Source organism: Amphritea japonica ATCC BAA-1530 (assembly GCF_016592435.1).
Lineage (GTDB): Bacteria > Pseudomonadota > Gammaproteobacteria > Pseudomonadales > Balneatricaceae > Amphritea > Amphritea japonica.
On the sequence record NZ_AP014545.1, the window covers coordinates 1,967,667 to 1,982,711 of the forward strand.

General features: G+C 46.0%; 13 protein-coding genes. 8 read left to right on the forward strand and 5 right to left on the reverse strand.

Translation table 11 applies throughout. The annotated features are described in order from the left end of the window. Positions 1-533: 533 nt before the first annotated feature. Complete coding sequence (locus AMJAP_RS09140) at positions 534-1,298, forward strand: nuclear transport factor 2 family protein (RefSeq protein WP_019622332.1); 765 nt, start codon at positions 534-536, stop codon at positions 1,296-1,298. Between the two features lie 158 nt (positions 1,299-1,456). On the opposite strand, the gene thrH is transcribed toward AMJAP_RS09140, so the two are convergent. Together thrH and AMJAP_RS09150 are read right to left on the reverse strand one after the other, a co-directional pair. Further along, positions 1,457-2,074: a bifunctional phosphoserine phosphatase/homoserine phosphotransferase ThrH gene (gene thrH, locus AMJAP_RS09145; protein WP_019622330.1), complete on the reverse strand. Its 618-nt coding sequence runs from the start codon at positions 2,072-2,074 to the stop codon at positions 1,457-1,459. A gap of 357 nt (positions 2,075-2,431) precedes the next feature. Continuing rightward, positions 2,432-2,893 carry a GFA family protein gene (locus tag AMJAP_RS09150; RefSeq protein ID WP_019622329.1) on the reverse strand — a complete coding sequence of 154 codons (462 nt, stop codon included), beginning with the start codon at positions 2,891-2,893 and terminating at the stop codon, positions 2,432-2,434. 225 nt (positions 2,894-3,118) lie between these two features. On the opposite strand from AMJAP_RS09150, the gene AMJAP_RS09155 reads away from it, so the two are divergent. Then, on the forward strand, positions 3,119-4,312 hold the full coding sequence (locus tag AMJAP_RS09155) for a Bcr/CflA family multidrug efflux MFS transporter (RefSeq protein WP_019622328.1): 1,194 nt from the start codon (positions 3,119-3,121) through the stop codon (positions 4,310-4,312). A 124-nt stretch (positions 4,313-4,436) separates the two neighbouring features. Then, on the forward strand, positions 4,437-4,982 hold the full coding sequence (locus AMJAP_RS09160) for a hydrolase (protein WP_019622327.1): 546 nt from the start codon (positions 4,437-4,439) through the stop codon (positions 4,980-4,982). Positions 4,983-5,070: 88 nt separating this feature from the next. On the opposite strand, the gene AMJAP_RS09165 is transcribed toward AMJAP_RS09160, so the two are convergent. After that, entirely contained in the window at positions 5,071-5,985 is a 915-nt protein-coding gene (locus AMJAP_RS09165; RefSeq protein WP_019622326.1) for a LysR family transcriptional regulator, read from the reverse strand. 227 nt (positions 5,986-6,212) lie between these two features. On the opposite strand from AMJAP_RS09165, the gene AMJAP_RS09170 reads away from it, so the two are divergent. The 4 genes from AMJAP_RS09170 (at position 6,213) to AMJAP_RS09185 (ending at position 11,035) form a co-directional block, all read left to right on the forward strand. Then, positions 6,213-6,914, forward strand: coding sequence for a CoA transferase subunit A (locus AMJAP_RS09170; protein WP_019622325.1), 702 nt, complete (start codon positions 6,213-6,215; stop codon positions 6,912-6,914). A 73-nt stretch (positions 6,915-6,987) separates the two neighbouring features. Further along, a complete protein-coding gene (locus AMJAP_RS09175; RefSeq protein ID WP_019622324.1) occupies positions 6,988-7,647 on the forward strand; it encodes a CoA transferase subunit B in 660 nt (219 codons plus the stop codon). Positions 7,648-8,049: 402 nt separating this feature from the next. Then, the gene (locus tag AMJAP_RS09180) at positions 8,050-9,204 is read left to right on the forward strand and encodes a substrate-binding protein (protein WP_019622323.1); all 1,155 of its coding nucleotides are present in this window, start codon (positions 8,050-8,052) and stop codon (positions 9,202-9,204) included. Between the two features lie 85 nt (positions 9,205-9,289). After that, a complete protein-coding gene (locus AMJAP_RS09185; protein WP_169336964.1) occupies positions 9,290-11,035 on the forward strand; it encodes a sensor domain-containing diguanylate cyclase in 1,746 nt (581 codons plus the stop codon). 176 nt (positions 11,036-11,211) lie between these two features. Here the strand turns inward: AMJAP_RS09185 and AMJAP_RS09190 are convergent, their stop codons facing one another. Both AMJAP_RS09190 and dsbD read right to left on the reverse strand, forming a co-directional pair. Then, positions 11,212-11,541: a hypothetical protein gene (locus AMJAP_RS09190; protein ID WP_019622321.1), complete on the reverse strand. Its 330-nt coding sequence runs from the start codon at positions 11,539-11,541 to the stop codon at positions 11,212-11,214. A gap of 89 nt (positions 11,542-11,630) precedes the next feature. Beyond that, positions 11,631-13,499, reverse strand: coding sequence for a protein-disulfide reductase DsbD (gene dsbD / locus AMJAP_RS09195; RefSeq protein ID WP_019622320.1), 1,869 nt, complete (start codon positions 13,497-13,499; stop codon positions 11,631-11,633). 276 nt (positions 13,500-13,775) lie between these two features. On the opposite strand from dsbD, the gene AMJAP_RS09200 reads away from it, so the two are divergent. Continuing rightward, positions 13,776-14,843, forward strand: a complete 1,068-nt coding sequence (locus AMJAP_RS09200; protein WP_019622319.1) for a 3-deoxy-7-phosphoheptulonate synthase — start codon at positions 13,776-13,778, stop codon at positions 14,841-14,843. Positions 14,844-15,045: the final 202 nt, after the last annotated feature.

Consider the following 15,045-nt stretch of genomic DNA (forward strand, 5'->3'; position numbering starts at 1 on the left):
TCCCTCAACAACACTATTTACGCCCAGATTTCCTGTAATAGATAGATACAGGCTGAGGTAATGATTGCAAATTTCATAAGCAATTAAACAAACTAACTCTTCAAAAATAACAGACAAAAAATATATAAAATCAAAAAGTTAACCAAGCACAGTTAAAGCAAACTATTACATCTATAAATAACCTGTCATCCTATATTTTCTTTCGTCGTAGTGCTCGACCGACTCCCTGAAGAAGCTTCGTGATTTTGATGGCGGCCGACTCTTTTCTGAGAAGCGAAAGAACCGTTTACAAACGATCAACAATTCCTGCACATGCTCGCTGGTCTCTTCATTTATACTCAATGTTAGCTCGACCAGGACGGGTGATTACCGAGACAAGTGATGATATATGAAACTATGATATTAGCATCTAATTAAGCTATTCTTTTCTCGTGCTATCGCACTCAAGCCATTAACTGATGCAGCCCCCTTCAACGGCTTAAGTTTTCTTAATACAAGCCTTAGCCAGCTTCTCATGACAGGACGATATATTGATGCCATCAACACGGAAAGATCAAATTCAAGCACTGCTTAAAAGCCTTGAAAACGGTAATACTGAAGCGGTAGCGGTTGTGAATGAAGCCAAATATATTCAGCACAACCCTGAGACTCATGAAGGCAGTGAGGGGCTGGCGGCCCTATTCAAACGAATTTCAAAAACCTCACCCCGGGTCAATATTGTACGTATTTTTGAAGATGGTGATTATGTATTTGGTCATACTGAATATGATTTCGCCAACTCCAACATTGGCTTTGAGGTTTTTCGTTTTGAAGATGGCCAGGCGGTAGAGCATTGGGACAACATTCAAAAACGGCAAGGCCCTAATGCATCTGGTCACAGTATGGTTGACGGGGAAAGCGAGTTAACTGATCGTCATCTGACCGAGATTAACCGGGAGATGGTGAAATCTTTCGTTGAAAACATTCTGATTAAACGACAACTGGATAAGCTGGATAACTACCTTTCTGATGGCAAACTAACGCAACACAGTCCCTATTTAACGGATGGTGCAGAGTCGCTTAGCTCAGCCCTGAACTTTAAATCAGAACAGGGCTATACCCTGAGATATGATCGCCTCCACCGAATATTAGCAGAGGGCAATTTTGTCCTGACTGTCAGTGAAGGCTCCAGAGAAGGCAATCACTCATCATTTTATGATCTGTATCGTGTCGCAGAAGGCTGTATCGCTGAGCACTGGGATACCGTTGAAACAGTACCGCCGCGCAGTGAATGGAAAAATAACAACGGCAAATTCTGACTGTCATTAGCCCACTGACAGAAACAAAAAAAGGCTGATGTATAAACATCAGCCTTTTTCTTTATGCCTTCAACTCAGGCTAACTTTGCAATCAAGATTAAAACTGCCGTGCTTTCCAGTGATAAATCACGGGCTAATGCGAAGCTGATTCGGACAAATTAGAGCGAAAGGTCCCGATTACTGGCTTTGATAAACTCTTTCTTCAGATCTTCAAAGGTCTGCACCGCTGGAAACTGCGGGAATTCATCAATTACGTTCTGCGGCGAATGAAACAATACCCCGGCTTCAGCCTGAGTCAGCATCGTCGTGTCGTTATAGGAATCACCCGCAGCAATCACGCGGTAGTTCAGCAGCTGAAAAGCACGAACAGACTGACGCTTAGGGTCTTTCTGACGCAGGGTGTAGTCAGTAATGCGACCACTCTCGTCCACTTCCAGTTTATGGCACAGCAGAGTCGGATAACCCAACTGCTTCATCAATGGTGCGGCAAACTCATAGAAGGTATCTGACAGGATCACGACCTGGAAACGCTCACGCAACCAATCGATAAATTCAACGGCACCTTCCAGAGGAGACAGACGATCAATAGTCGCCTGAATTTGTGGCAGTGTCAGTCCATGTTCATCCAGGATACGCAGACGCTGCTTCATCAGCACATCATAGTCAGGAATATCACGGGTAGTCGCTTTAAGCTCTTCGATTCCGGTTTCTTCAGCGAAAGCGATCCAGATCTCAGGGATCAGTACACCTTCCAGGTCAAGACATGCGAGTTCCACAAGCGACTCCAGTATTTTTAGTTATTTAGCAAAAAGCGCTATCAAATTATGTGCGCCAGATTCTACCGGATTGAAGCACTACTCAACAAGTAGCTGATATAGCTATAAGCAAGCCCCCTGCACATAGCTCGCTTTTGGAGAACAGGTTTTGAAGATTTTTTGAATCGACCCTCTGCCAGGAAATGCAGCTACTCTGCTAGTAAAATGCGAAAACGTTAATTTCTGCTCTGATCGTTCAGATACACACTTGGGTACGTAGCATTGATCATCTGGGCTTCGAGTCTTACTTCAGCCTACGAACTCAATTTAGCTTATTCTAGCGGCTAACAGCCGCAATGCGACGTTCTAGCAACTTTATTAACCTTCAGGCTTATATCGACTCATATCGTCAGCATAATCTTCGGTCCAGTCACCTGCTCCTTCAAAGATACGATGCTCTTGCGGCAGAATAATCCAGGGGAGTTTTCGTTTAACCCAGATATGCGCACTTACCTCCACGCTCTCGGGGTTGTCTAAAGTACCGGCATAGAGTGTCCTGATACGCGGGCGAGCTGAGTTCTGTGCAAACAATGCCGAGCCGCAGGCGGTACAAAACCAGCTTGTCAGTTCATTGCCCGAATCTGCCACCCTGACTCTGCTAGCGGCATTCCCCTGAGAGATAGCCAGCGCTTCAGCCGGTACCTGCATACAGAGATTAAAAGCGCTCGACGAAAGCTTCTGGCAGGCACGGCAATGACAGGTATAAGCGACGAAAGCCGGCTTTGTCAGCTCGTACTTCACCTGACCGCACTGACACTCCCCTTGCATTGGGTTGACCATGATTCAGAACCTCTATTACTTGGAGTCTAATTGGCTAAGACGGATAACGATCTCACTCTCGCATATTTTTACATCTCCCTCCAGACGTATTCTGGCTCGATGTTAAGCGAGAAACAGCGTCGCTAGCCTTCCTATTTTCCAATAAAATAATTAACATGCTAATTAAATAAGCTCTTATCAAAATAAAACGGCCTTCATACCCTGAGAGGCGCTTGTAGGAAGAAGATGTTTAAACCTCAATCGATTTCAGTCATTATCATTCTCGCAGCAGCCGTTGCACTGGGGCCTCTGTCGACGGACATGTATCTGCCGAGCCTGCCAGGGTTGACTGCGGTATTTGATACGACGATCGATCGAGTACAGGTAACACTTTCCGTCTACCTTTATGGATTTGCCTTCGCTCAATTAGTCTACGGCCCTTTGGCGGACCGTTTTGGCCGAAAACCCATCATGCTCGGCGGACTGATACTGTTCATTTTCAGCTCTATCGGCTGCGTTCAGTCAACCACCATCGACGAGCTGATAGTGTTTCGCTTCCTTCAAGCCCTTGGCGCTTGCGGTGGACAGGTACTGGCCCGAACCATGGTGCGTGATATTCATGGCCCCGTTAATGCCGCTAAAGCGCTCTCAATGATGGGGAGTATTATGGCGCTTGCACCGGTGATAGCCCCGATTATTGGCGGCTGGATGATTCTCTGGTTTGAATGGACCTCTACTTTTATCTTCCTCACTATCTACGGTGTTTTAATCACTATACTGATTGTGTTCAAAGTGCCCGAATCCCTGACCGCTGAAAATCGTAGCTCACTCAATCCCTGGACTATCTTAAAAAACTTCGGCTCTCTTTTAAAAAACCCTGTCTTCATGGGTTATACGCTCAGCTGTAGCTTCATTTTCTCCGGCTTGTTTGCGTTTCTTTCAGGCGCCCCTTTCGTCATCATCGACTACTTTGGGTTTCCAGCGGAACACAGTGGTATCTTCTATGCTATTGCCTCCTGCGGTTTTTTAACCGGCACTATCATTGCCCAGCGCATCGGTTCTCGAGTGGGTATTAATGGCGTTATTAAACGCGGCTCATTATTTGCTGTTGTTGCTGGAATAACGATGCTCATTCCCGCCCTGCTTAACTTCCACAACCTCTGGCTAACAGCGCTAACTCAGATCATCTATATGATCGGTGTCGGTATGATAATGCCCCAGGCGATGGCAGGCGCACTGATACCTTTCCCTAAAATAACCGGCACCGCTTCTTCCCTGCTGGGTTTCACCCAATCAGTAATCGCCGCCACTACCGGTATGCTGGTCGGGCATTATCATAGCGGCACACCAACCACCATGGCAGTGACGATTGCGTTAATGGGAAGCCTTTCTCTGTTGTGCTTCGTGCTACTGGTTAAACCCTCAATAAGCAAAAACTAACTTTGGCCTGAACCCAACATCAAAGTTTTATTAAGGGTTTATCTTTACGAATATTCATGTGAAAGTAACGCCTGTTGTACGACTGTTCGCTACTCTATTGGTATCTTTTCGCTGGAGAATATTTATGTTGATCTATCCAAACTCATCGTGCTTGCTGGTTGTTGATATACAAGAGAAACTGGCCCCGGCGATACACGAGTGCGAAACAGTCGTTGCAAACGCACGCTGGCTGGTGGAAGTCGCAAAGCTGGCTAATGTTCCTATCCTGACTTCGGAGCAATACCCTAAAGGCTTAGGAAGGACCGTTAAGGAACTTCGCGATGTGCTCCCTGAAGATAGCTATATGGAAAAGCTCCATTTCTCCTGTATGTCTGATCCTGGCTGTAACGAGAAGATCAATAGCATTCGCCCTAATCAGGTGGTCATTGTCGGCATGGAGTCTCATGTTTGTGTACTGCAGACCGCTATCCAGATTAAACAGCAGGCCCGCGAAGTGTTTGTCGTAGCTGACTGTGTTTCTTCTCGCAACCCAGCAGATAAGGCGATGGCCCTCGAGCGAATGCGTCATTGTGGCATTCATATTGTAACCAAAGAGATGGTTGGCTTTGAGTGGATACAGACAGCAGGTACCGATCAGTTCAGAGAATTCAGTATCAACTACGCGCGTTGATATAGCTGTACGGATTAGATACTGCTACACCCGCTAAGCCACCGTTTGATACGGTGGCTTTTTTATATTTTGCGTATTCACTTAAAGACTATAGCTTTACCCGCTCAGAAAGATCGGCAGCAGCCCCTTGAATAATATCAACCAGGCTGACGGCTGCTTTAGACAGAGGGTAACGTTTGCGGGTTAAAATCCCTACCGGCCGTGACATAACCGGCGTATCAAGTTCTCGGCATATAGCACCTGATTCACGCATCTGCTGAATACAGAGAGAAGGAACGGCGCTCACCCCTAACCCGGTTGCCACCATCCGGCCAATAGTGGCCAATTGATGCGTTTCAAATTCAGGCAATACCTGTAAGCCCAACTGCCGCAACTTAGCTTCGATCAATAAACGGATACTGGACGGCCGCTGCAACGCGATAAAATCGTTGTCTAACAGCGCCTGCCAGGCCACCCTTTCCTGAAGAGCTAACGGATGATCCGGATAGACAACCGCTACGAACCGATCATCAAATAACGGTGTAAAACTCAGATCATCAAACCGACCCGGATCGAAGGTTACACCGACCTCAACCTGCCCGTTTCTTACCATATCTACGACATCTTCAGCGATAACGTCATTCACTGTCACGCTTACATTAGGATAGAGCGAACGATAATCGCTGATAATACCCGGCAGTAAACTACTTGCAAATGACGGCATCGCAGCTAATACCACCCGCCCACGATTCAGTGCAAAGCGCTGCGTCAGATCGTCAAGTGCAGCATCATAATCATGAATCATCTTCTGTGCGACCGGATAAAACTCTTCACCCTCAGGCGTCAGTGCAATTGCTCTGGTCGTCCGGCTGAATAATGCACCGCCCGCCTCCTCTTCAAGGTTTTTAATCGTAATACTCAATGCTGGCTGGGACAGATGCACCTGAGCACAGGCTTCAGTGAAGCTCTGCGTACGGGCAACTGCGACAAAAGCTCTTAACTGCTTCAGGGTAATATTGGCCATTTCACGCTATCCAACTAAATCACAATCAACCTATATATAAACAAATTTTATAAATAGTTTAAATCATTAAATTTGCTAAATAATACAACCTATAAGAGACTAAACCTATTCGCAAAACAGGTATCCGGTGTTCCGGGAACGGAATTGTCCCAGCCGGATGCCAACTATAAAGCGTTTAAAAAAGTGCAGGTCTAAGATAACAAAACCAAAAAAGCGGAGTTACACCGATGTCAGGTTTCAATAAAGTTGTAAACAGCTATGAAGAAGCGATGGAGGGCCTTGAAGATGGCATGACAGTCATCGCCGGGGGTTTCGGCCTTTGTGGTATTCCAGAAAACTTGATCGCACAGATCAAGACTATGGGCACCAAGGAGCTAACCTTTGTCTCTAATAACTGCGGTGTCGATGGCTTTGGTCTGGGCATCCTGCTTGAAGATCGTCAGGTCAAAAAGATGATCTCTTCCTACGTCGGTGAAAACGCACTGTTTGAAAAACAGTTGTTAGCAGGTGAGCTAGAGGTTGAACTTACACCTCAGGGCACTCTGGCTGAGAAAATGCGTGCGGGTGGTGCAGGTATTCCAGCATTTTATACAGCTACTGGCTACGGCACTCCCGTCGGCGATGGCAAAGAAGTTCGTGAATTCAGTGGTCGCAAGTACATTATGGAAGAGTCCATCACCGGAGACTTTGCCATTGTAAAAGGCTGGAAGGCTGATACTTACGGCAACGTGGTTTACCGTGATACCGCACAAAACTTCAACCCAATGGCAGCAACAGCTGGCAAGATTACGGTGGTAGAAGTGGAAGAAATTGTCGAGCCTGGTGAATTGAACCCAGCCGAAATTCACACACCTGGCATCTATGTCAATCGTGTGATTAAAGGCAGTTTCGAAAAACGTATTGAGCAGCGCACTGTGCGTCAGGGCTGATACGACACTCCGGTAAACATATTTAATTTCGGATAGCGGCAGAATTGCGCTATCAGGAAGAAGAGGAAAGACAATGGCACTCTCACGTGAACAGATAGCACAGCGTATTGCCCGCGAATTACAAGACGGTTTTTACGTTAACCTGGGTATTGGTATCCCAACGTTGGTGGCTAACTATATTCCGGATGGAATAGAAGTAATGCTGCAATCAGAAAACGGCTTACTCGGAATGGGTCCCTTCCCTACCGAAGATGAAATCGATGCGGATATGATTAACGCGGGTAAGCAAACCGTTACCGCAGCCACTGGCGCATCAATATTCTCATCTGCTGAATCTTTTGCAATGATTCGTGGCGGCCATGTAGACCTGACCGTACTAGGTGCATTTGAAGTCGATGTAAACGGCAACATCGCTTCCTGGATGATTCCCGGCAAACTAATCAAAGGCATGGGCGGCGCAATGGATCTGGTAGCCGGTGCTGATAACATCATCGTCACCATGACCCACGCATCCAAGCATGGCGAATCTAAACTTCTGACAGAGTGCTCACTGCCGCTGACAGGTTCCGGTTGTATCAAGAAGGTACTCACCGATCTCGCCTATATGGAAATTAAAGATGGCGCGTTCCATCTGAAAGAGCGTGCTCCTGGCGTTTCAGTTGAAGAGATCGTATCGAAGACTGAAGGCAAGCTGGTAGTACCCGATAACGTTCCAGAGATGGTCTTCTCTTAAAGGCAGTAGCTAGTTGTTAGCGGCTAGAAAAAGCCGCCCGGTAGTGATCAACAGACTATCGTGCTAATAACAACGGTTCGACAGAAAAGGCTGATGCTTGATGCATCGGCCTTTTTTATTTGAAGATTGGTCTCAGCCTGCTTCAAGCTGACCTTTAAACGCTACAGAGTCATAGCAAGCTGAATTAGTCTGACACTTGAGTTTCGCCCCCCCCATGGTCATTCCTCCTGCAAATACTGCCCGGTACCCTTAGATAATCGTTATAAAACAACCCCAAACCCACCATTCAACTATCTGCATCAAAGGTTTACGACTAAATAGTGACTTTACGCATAGATCCTAGAATCATGATGAAATAGAATGTAAAGCTTGAATAAACTCTCCAGCATTAGGGCTTACCAGATGTATCGTGGTCTATCCGTAGGTGTGGTGTACGTACTTCTGTTGCTTTTAGCGGGTTGCTCCTCTCCTCCGAATGATCCTGTAAAAATTGGTGTCGTACTGCCTTTATCCGGCCCCTTCCAGATTTATGGAGAGCAGGGACTTAAAGGTGCGATGCTTGCTGTAGACCAGATTAACGCCTCTGGTGGCGTTCTGGGCCGCCCCCTGGAACTTATTGTTCGAGACAACCAAACTAACCCCACGCTAGCCGTTCAGCACTCTCGAGAACTGATTCAGGCAGACAATGTTTTTGCGCTAATGGGCCCCGTTAGCAGCGCTGCCCGCTTCGCCATGAGCGAAGTTGCAGAACAGCATAAAACCCCTTTACTCTATGGCATCGATTATGAGGGTCACCATTACAACCGTTATCTGATTAACTACAGTATTGTACCTGAGCACTATATCTGGCCGGTCGTCCCGTACTTAGTTAAAAACTCCGGCAAAAAATACTTTATTTTTGGCTACGATTATATCTGGCCCCATAACATGGCTGAAGAAATCAGCAGGCAGGTCGGCATACATGGTGGAGAGATCAAAGGCGTCGAATTTACTCCCTTCGATGTCACCGACTACACCCCGGTTTTCACTCGGATAAAAGCATCCGGCGCTGATAATCTCATGCTAATTCTGCCGGGAAAAGATGGGTTTAATTTTTTAAACCAGATGGCGGCCTTTGATTTTGAACGGGACATAAAAACAGTAGCTTTTGCGGCTGATGAAACTTATTTAAGCCAGGTTGAGCCTGAAGCATTGGAAGGCGTGATGACCGCGCTACATTTTTTTAGCAGTTGGTCAAATCCGGTATTTGATAAATTTGTAAAAGAGTACGGGATAAAATTTGGTAAAGACAAGCCGGTCACCTACGCAAGCAAGTCTCACTACGACCTCGTATACTTTCTAGAATCAGCGATTAAAAAAGCTGGAACTATTGAGCAGGAAAAAGTTGTCGATGCTTTTGAAGACCTTACTTTATATGCAAATGAAGCAGAAGTAAGGCTCAGACCTGATCATCATTTTGACCTGCCAATGTTTCTGGCTAAGTTCTCTGTCGGGGAGCTGAATGTTATCGAAACGCTGAATACTGTAAGCCCTAAAGACCAGCGACATAAACGATAGAATGCACTCTATACGCAGCAAAGTTTTTCTATGGCTCTTGCCATTGATATTAACGACGCTCTTTCTGGCAAAGAGTTACTATGATGTGCGAGAAGCACAGGCAACCAGCACCGTACAACAACTAGCATTGATGACAGCAACGTTGGGGGCCAGAGAGTTAGAGCATTTTTTTCACCTGCGTGAACAAGAATTTGAATTGCTCAGCTCTGCCATTAACTTGTGTGATAAAGAGAGCCACCCTTTTGAGGAAACTGTAACATCGGCCCTACGTTTAACTTCGGGGCTTTCCGCTATTATCAGTTCAGGCCCGGACGGGCTAGTCACCCATGTTCAACTCTCATCAAACCATAGTAATCGTCACGTCCTGCAAAAGAATATCAAAGGTCAGTACATTCTCCCTGAAGCTGAGTTAGATGATCTGTTTCATCGCTATCAAACATGGACCGCAAAACAAAGTACATACACAAACCAGCAAGTAGCACTACTGACAGATGAAGCAGAACTAAAAGCCCGTGGCGAGAATAATTCGGAAAGATATCGACACGTTCAGCGAAAGCTCCTGGATGTTCGGGAGCGACTCAAGTCACCCTATACTCAGGTAATTCTGGGCGGGGCCAGTCAAGCCGTCAGTCTAGGCCTGCCTTTTAATATGGATACTTATATTTTTTCCCGACCCATACTCAATTGCGACTCTGGCAACCTTGAGGGTTACTATTCTGCCTTCATGGACCGCACCTTATTAGAAGACTTCGTATACAGTTTGAAGGAAGAGCTTCTCAGTAACGGTATAGTTTTATCTGAAATTGCACTCATCAATGAGCGTTCGGGGGAGTTCCTCACTCAGAGCAGCACGCTGAATCCCGAACTATTAAAAACATTAACCCCTGAGCTTTCAGATAGCGTAAATGTCAGGCAAGACATAGAAGGTATTGCGCTTCGTTTACCGATAGAAACATCACGCACCCTGATAACTAAAACCCATGATCACATCAACAATCGTTTGCATAACCCGGAAGAACTGGCTAAGAGTGACCCTAAAAGCGGAATAAGCCTGCTCATGTATATTCCCGCAGCAGAGCTCCAGCGCCGGTGCGATCAAATCCTTGCTGAAGTCGTTATTTGGGCCTCTGTTATCGCCCTGGTATTTACATTATTGATCTTCCTGTTAGCACAAAGCATTGCCGGCCCTATTATTCACTTAACAGAACAAGCGGAATCTTTAGCCCGGGGGCAACATCGTCATAAGAGCGTCAAATCCCGTAACGATGAAATAGGCAGGCTATTGCATACGTTCGAGAATATGGCCGCTACGATTAAAACAAAAGAGAATGATTTATTCGAGCAAGCTACACACGATACGTTAACAGGCTGCGCTAACAGAAGAGCATTATTTACATATGCAGCAGAAGAGAAACGACTCGCAGAACAATCAGGAGGCAGTCTTTTTGTCTTCATGCTGGATCTGGACCATTTCAAGAATGTAAACGACTTATATGGCCATAAAACTGGCGACTACGTCTTGCTCGAGTTCGCCCAGACGGTGAGAAAACTCCTCAGAACAGAAGATAAATTTTGCCGCATAGGTGGAGAAGAATTTTCTCTATTAATAGCTGAAACAGATCTTAGCAGTGCTCGAATAATTGCTGAGAGAATAAGACAACGCGTGGAAGATTTGATTCTTACCGATCCACAGAATAACGAGTTTAAAATAACGGTGAGTATTGGTTTATCTGAATGGTTACCTACAGAAAGCTTTGACCAAGCCCTTCTACATTCTGATGAAAGATTGTATACAGCAAAAAGAGCCGGCCGAAACAGAGTGATAAGCTAGAGTATCAGAACAGGATAGCCCTTTTTTTGACATTAAATGTATAGCGTTCCCTGTTACCTCTTTTATTTCTGTGAGTTGAAATTACTACTTAATCACCCATAAAAAAAGCTACTGCAGTAAACATTAGCCTTTCAATTTTGACCATAGACAGAAGCTGAAATCGCCGCCTCAGCACTCTACTCAGGAGGCGGAAGTTGATAAAACTCATTGTTCATATACGCCGTCACATCAGCAACGTCCTCTGGGAACCAACCTACGTCGAGATTAGTATTACAGCCTTCAACCATCGCCTCGAGTTTGGCATAAGTAGTCACCTTGCGGTCACTTCGGGTAAAGAAATCAGTGTCATGGCAGGTTTCGCAGTCGATATCGGTACGATGCTCACCCTGGTAAGTCCGCTCAATTTGCACTTCATCGTACAGTTCTTTGCCCGTATCCGGGTCGGCAGCCAATACCGGCCCAGAGGCTAAACAGAATGCAGTCGCAGCAAGTAGAATTTTTTTCATAGAGTCCTCCATAGACTTTTTATTATATTGAGGGAGGCATTTATGATCTGCTTCGCTGTGCTGTTATTAACTCAGCACAACACTCCCTATCAATTCAGTACAGCAATATGGTTTACAAATACCTGAGGGTCTATGACCCCGATCAGTGTCATACCTGGCTGTAACTCGCCCGCCCTGTCATAAAAGATCAGCGCAGGTGGACCTATAACACTGTAAAGGCGATTTAACTCTTTAGCCGCCTCATCATTAGCTGTCACATCGACCTTAATACGTGAAAACCCACTCAGTCCTGCCTGTACTCTGCTATCGGCAAAGGTGACATAATCTAATTCAACACAGGAAATACACCAGTCAGCATAGAAATCCAACATTACCGGCTGTTGTTTAGACTTCGCTTCGTCGAGTAATTGATCCAGTTGTTGTTTACTGGTCACCCTGGCAAAGACCATCTCAGAAGAAGCCTGAAGCTGACCACCAGCGATACCGTTCAATGGCTTTAACAGACTCTTTCCGCCCGTCAAACCACCGATAAACAGAATGCCGCCATATAGCAGCAATACAACGCCTATCCCTTTCCAGAAATAGCTCCAACCAGCGGCTTTATCTTTTAAACGGTCCAGCGCTTTCATATGCACAGCGGCCACCAGCAGGATAACGGCGTAAAGCAGCAAAGCGATATTATCGGCAATGACCCTATCCAGCATCCACACAGCCAGTAACAGCAACATCACACCGAAGCCCGCTTTAACACTTTCCATCCAGGCACCGGCTTTAGGTAACAACTTACCCGCTGAAGCACCAATCACCAGTAACGGTACTCCCATACCGACACTCAGGCTGAACAAGGCTGCTCCACCTAATAGTGGATCACCACTCTGACCAATATAAATAAGAGCGCCAGCCAAGGGAGCGGCCATACAGGGCCCCACAATCAAAGCCGACAAGAACCCCATTACCGCGACACCCATTACCGTGCCGCCTTTCTGACTACTGCTCAGATTGTTTAATCGATTCTGCAAAGCGGAGGGTAGCTGAAGCTCATAGAAGCCGAACATCGATAACGACAGTAAAACGAAAATAAAGCTGAAGAAACTGATAATCCAAACATTCTGAAACGCTGCCTGTAAGTTCTCACCAAACAACCCGGCAATCACACCTGCAACGGTATAGGTTACCGAAACCGCTAATACGTAGACCAGCGACAACATAAAACCGTGAGCGGCGGTGGTTTTATGCCCGTGACCCGCAATGATACTAGAGAGAATCGGAATCATCGGGAACACACAAGGCGTTAGCGCCAATGCGAGACCGGCAACAAAGAAAGCACCAAGCGTAAGAAACAGACTACTGCCGGAAATAAGTGCCGCAAATCTGTCTTGCTCACTGAGTTGAATAGAAGCAGGCTGACTGAATTGTGCCGGTATTACCCCAGAAGCATTCTCACTGGTCGCTGTCGTACTGGCGGGCTGAGTTTGAAGCGGTATCTGACTCAGGCTGATCGTCTTAGTTACCGGGGGATAGCAGATCCCCCCTTCCCAGCAACCCTGATAATTAATGGTAACCACTGAGTCTGCCGGCTGGCCGGTGGTACTTGAGAGTGCAACATTAACAACAGCCTGATTATGGAAAACCCAGACCTGACCAAATAGGGGATCTTGTTTCTCAGTCGCTGGAGAATAATCGCGACTCAGCTCTCTGATTTCTGGCCCGTAATTTAACTCAATTTTGTCCCGATACAGATAATAGTCATCCGGAATCGTCCAGATCAGTTTGAGGCTACCGTCATTCTGTTCAGTATCAAAGACAAACGCCTTCTCAACCGGAAGAGGCCCCTCCTGAGAAGAAAAAGGATTAGCGTTATCAAACAGCCCCGCCCGTACGGGCAGGCTGAACTGCAGCAGTGCTAACATCAACACTGCTATCATAGGAACTGTTAGACGATGAAAAACTTCAGGCACGGTAACCCCTTAAATTATAAGCAATATCAGACAGTTTTATGGACAGCAATCTATCAAAGGAGTTCGATAAACGGTACGAAAAACGATCAAACAAACTTATTTATATATCTTAATAACCTTAAGTAATATAAAAGATCAATAGCTTTAAGACGATTGTATCATCTGATCACTTAGCTCAGCACTTAAACCTTTCCGCTTAATATGTTACAAAGTACCTCCTTTACGAAAGCGCTAACGGGTGTACAGAGTAAAGGCTGTGCACTTTAGGAAATTGAGATGTCTGATAACCGAGTCGAAAACCTCAATATTGAGAGTAATACGGTTCTGGTCACACCTGACCAGCTAAAAACTAAGCTTCCCCTGTCTGAATCTGCAACAGCTACTGTTATGGAAGGCCGCCAGGTAATAAAGAACATCCTTAAGGGTGAAGATAAGCGTTTGTTTGTTGTGGTGGGCCCCTGCTCTATCCATGACACCAAAGCGGCAATCGAATATGGCCAGAAGCTAAAACAGCTTGCTGCGCAAGTACAAGACACTCTCTATCTGGTTATGCGCGTCTATTTTGAGAAGCCTCGCACCACTGTTGGCTGGAAAGGCTTGATCAACGATCCACATATGAATGACTCATTTGAGATCGAAGAGGGTCTGCACATAGGCCGTGAGCTGCTGATTCAACTATCAGAAGCCGGGTTACCTCTTGCGACTGAAGCATTGGATCCAATCTCACCGCAATACCTGCAAGACCTGATCTCCTGGTCCGCAATTGGCGCCCGTACCACTGAATCTCAGACGCACCGGGAGATGTCCAGCGGACTGTCTGGCGCTGTCGGCTTCAAAAATGGTACTGACGGCGGCCTGACCGTTGCGATCAATGCTTTGGAATCTGTTTCTCACCCGCACAATTTTCTCGGTATTAACGAAGAAGGCCAGTGTTCCATCGTCCGCACTAAAGGTAATAAGTACGGCCATGTTGTTCTTCGTGGTGGTAATGGCAAACCAAACTATGACTCTGTGAATGTCGCCGTTTGTGAGCAAACACTTGATAAGGCAGGCCTGAAGAAGAACGTAATGATCGACTGCAGCCATGCTAACTCTAATAAAGATCCAGCACTGCAGCCTCTGGTAATGGAAAATGTCACCAACCAGATTATTGACGGAAATAAATCAATCATCGGACTCATGGTTGAGTCTAACCTGGGCTGGGGTAACCAGAAGATGACTGCAGATCCTTCAGACCTTCAATATGGCGTATCAATCACTGATGCCTGCATTGACTGGGATACAACTGAGAAAACACTGCTGGATATGCATAATAAACTGAAAGTAGTTCTCCCAACTCGCTAGTTCAACTAAGCGTTAAAAAAAGAGACCTTCGGGTCTCTTTTTTATTGCCACAAGCGATAAAACGCTAAATTCTATGCTGCACTGCGGTAATAAAACTACAGCAACACTATCATTTAGTCGATACTTCCCAACTGAGTCGGCCTTACTACTTCAGTATTGGTAATTTTTTAACGTATAATGCCCCGCGGAATAAAAAATTAAA

Excerpts from the sequence above, each read along its gene's own strand:
- AMJAP_RS09160 (WP_019622327.1), top strand. The coding sequence starts at position 4,437 with ATGTTGATCTATCCAAACTCATCGTGCTTGCTGGTTGTTGATATACAA.
- AMJAP_RS09140 (WP_019622332.1), top strand. The coding sequence starts at position 534 with ATGCCATCAACACGGAAAGATCAAATTCAAGCACTGCTTAAAAGCCTT.
- AMJAP_RS09150 (WP_019622329.1), bottom strand. The coding sequence starts at position 2,893 with ATGGTCAACCCAATGCAAGGGGAGTGTCAGTGCGGTCAGGTGAAGTAC.
- AMJAP_RS09170 (WP_019622325.1), top strand. The coding sequence starts at position 6,213 with ATGTCAGGTTTCAATAAAGTTGTAAACAGCTATGAAGAAGCGATGGAG.
- AMJAP_RS09200 (WP_019622319.1), top strand. The coding sequence starts at position 13,776 with ATGTCTGATAACCGAGTCGAAAACCTCAATATTGAGAGTAATACGGTT.
- AMJAP_RS09155 (WP_019622328.1), top strand. The coding sequence starts at position 3,119 with ATGTTTAAACCTCAATCGATTTCAGTCATTATCATTCTCGCAGCAGCC.
- AMJAP_RS09190 (WP_019622321.1), bottom strand. The coding sequence starts at position 11,541 with ATGAAAAAAATTCTACTTGCTGCGACTGCATTCTGTTTAGCCTCTGGG.
- AMJAP_RS09165 (WP_019622326.1), bottom strand. The coding sequence starts at position 5,985 with ATGGCCAATATTACCCTGAAGCAGTTAAGAGCTTTTGTCGCAGTTGCC.
- AMJAP_RS09175 (WP_019622324.1), top strand. The coding sequence starts at position 6,988 with ATGGCACTCTCACGTGAACAGATAGCACAGCGTATTGCCCGCGAATTA.
- AMJAP_RS09180 (WP_019622323.1), top strand. The coding sequence starts at position 8,050 with ATGTATCGTGGTCTATCCGTAGGTGTGGTGTACGTACTTCTGTTGCTT.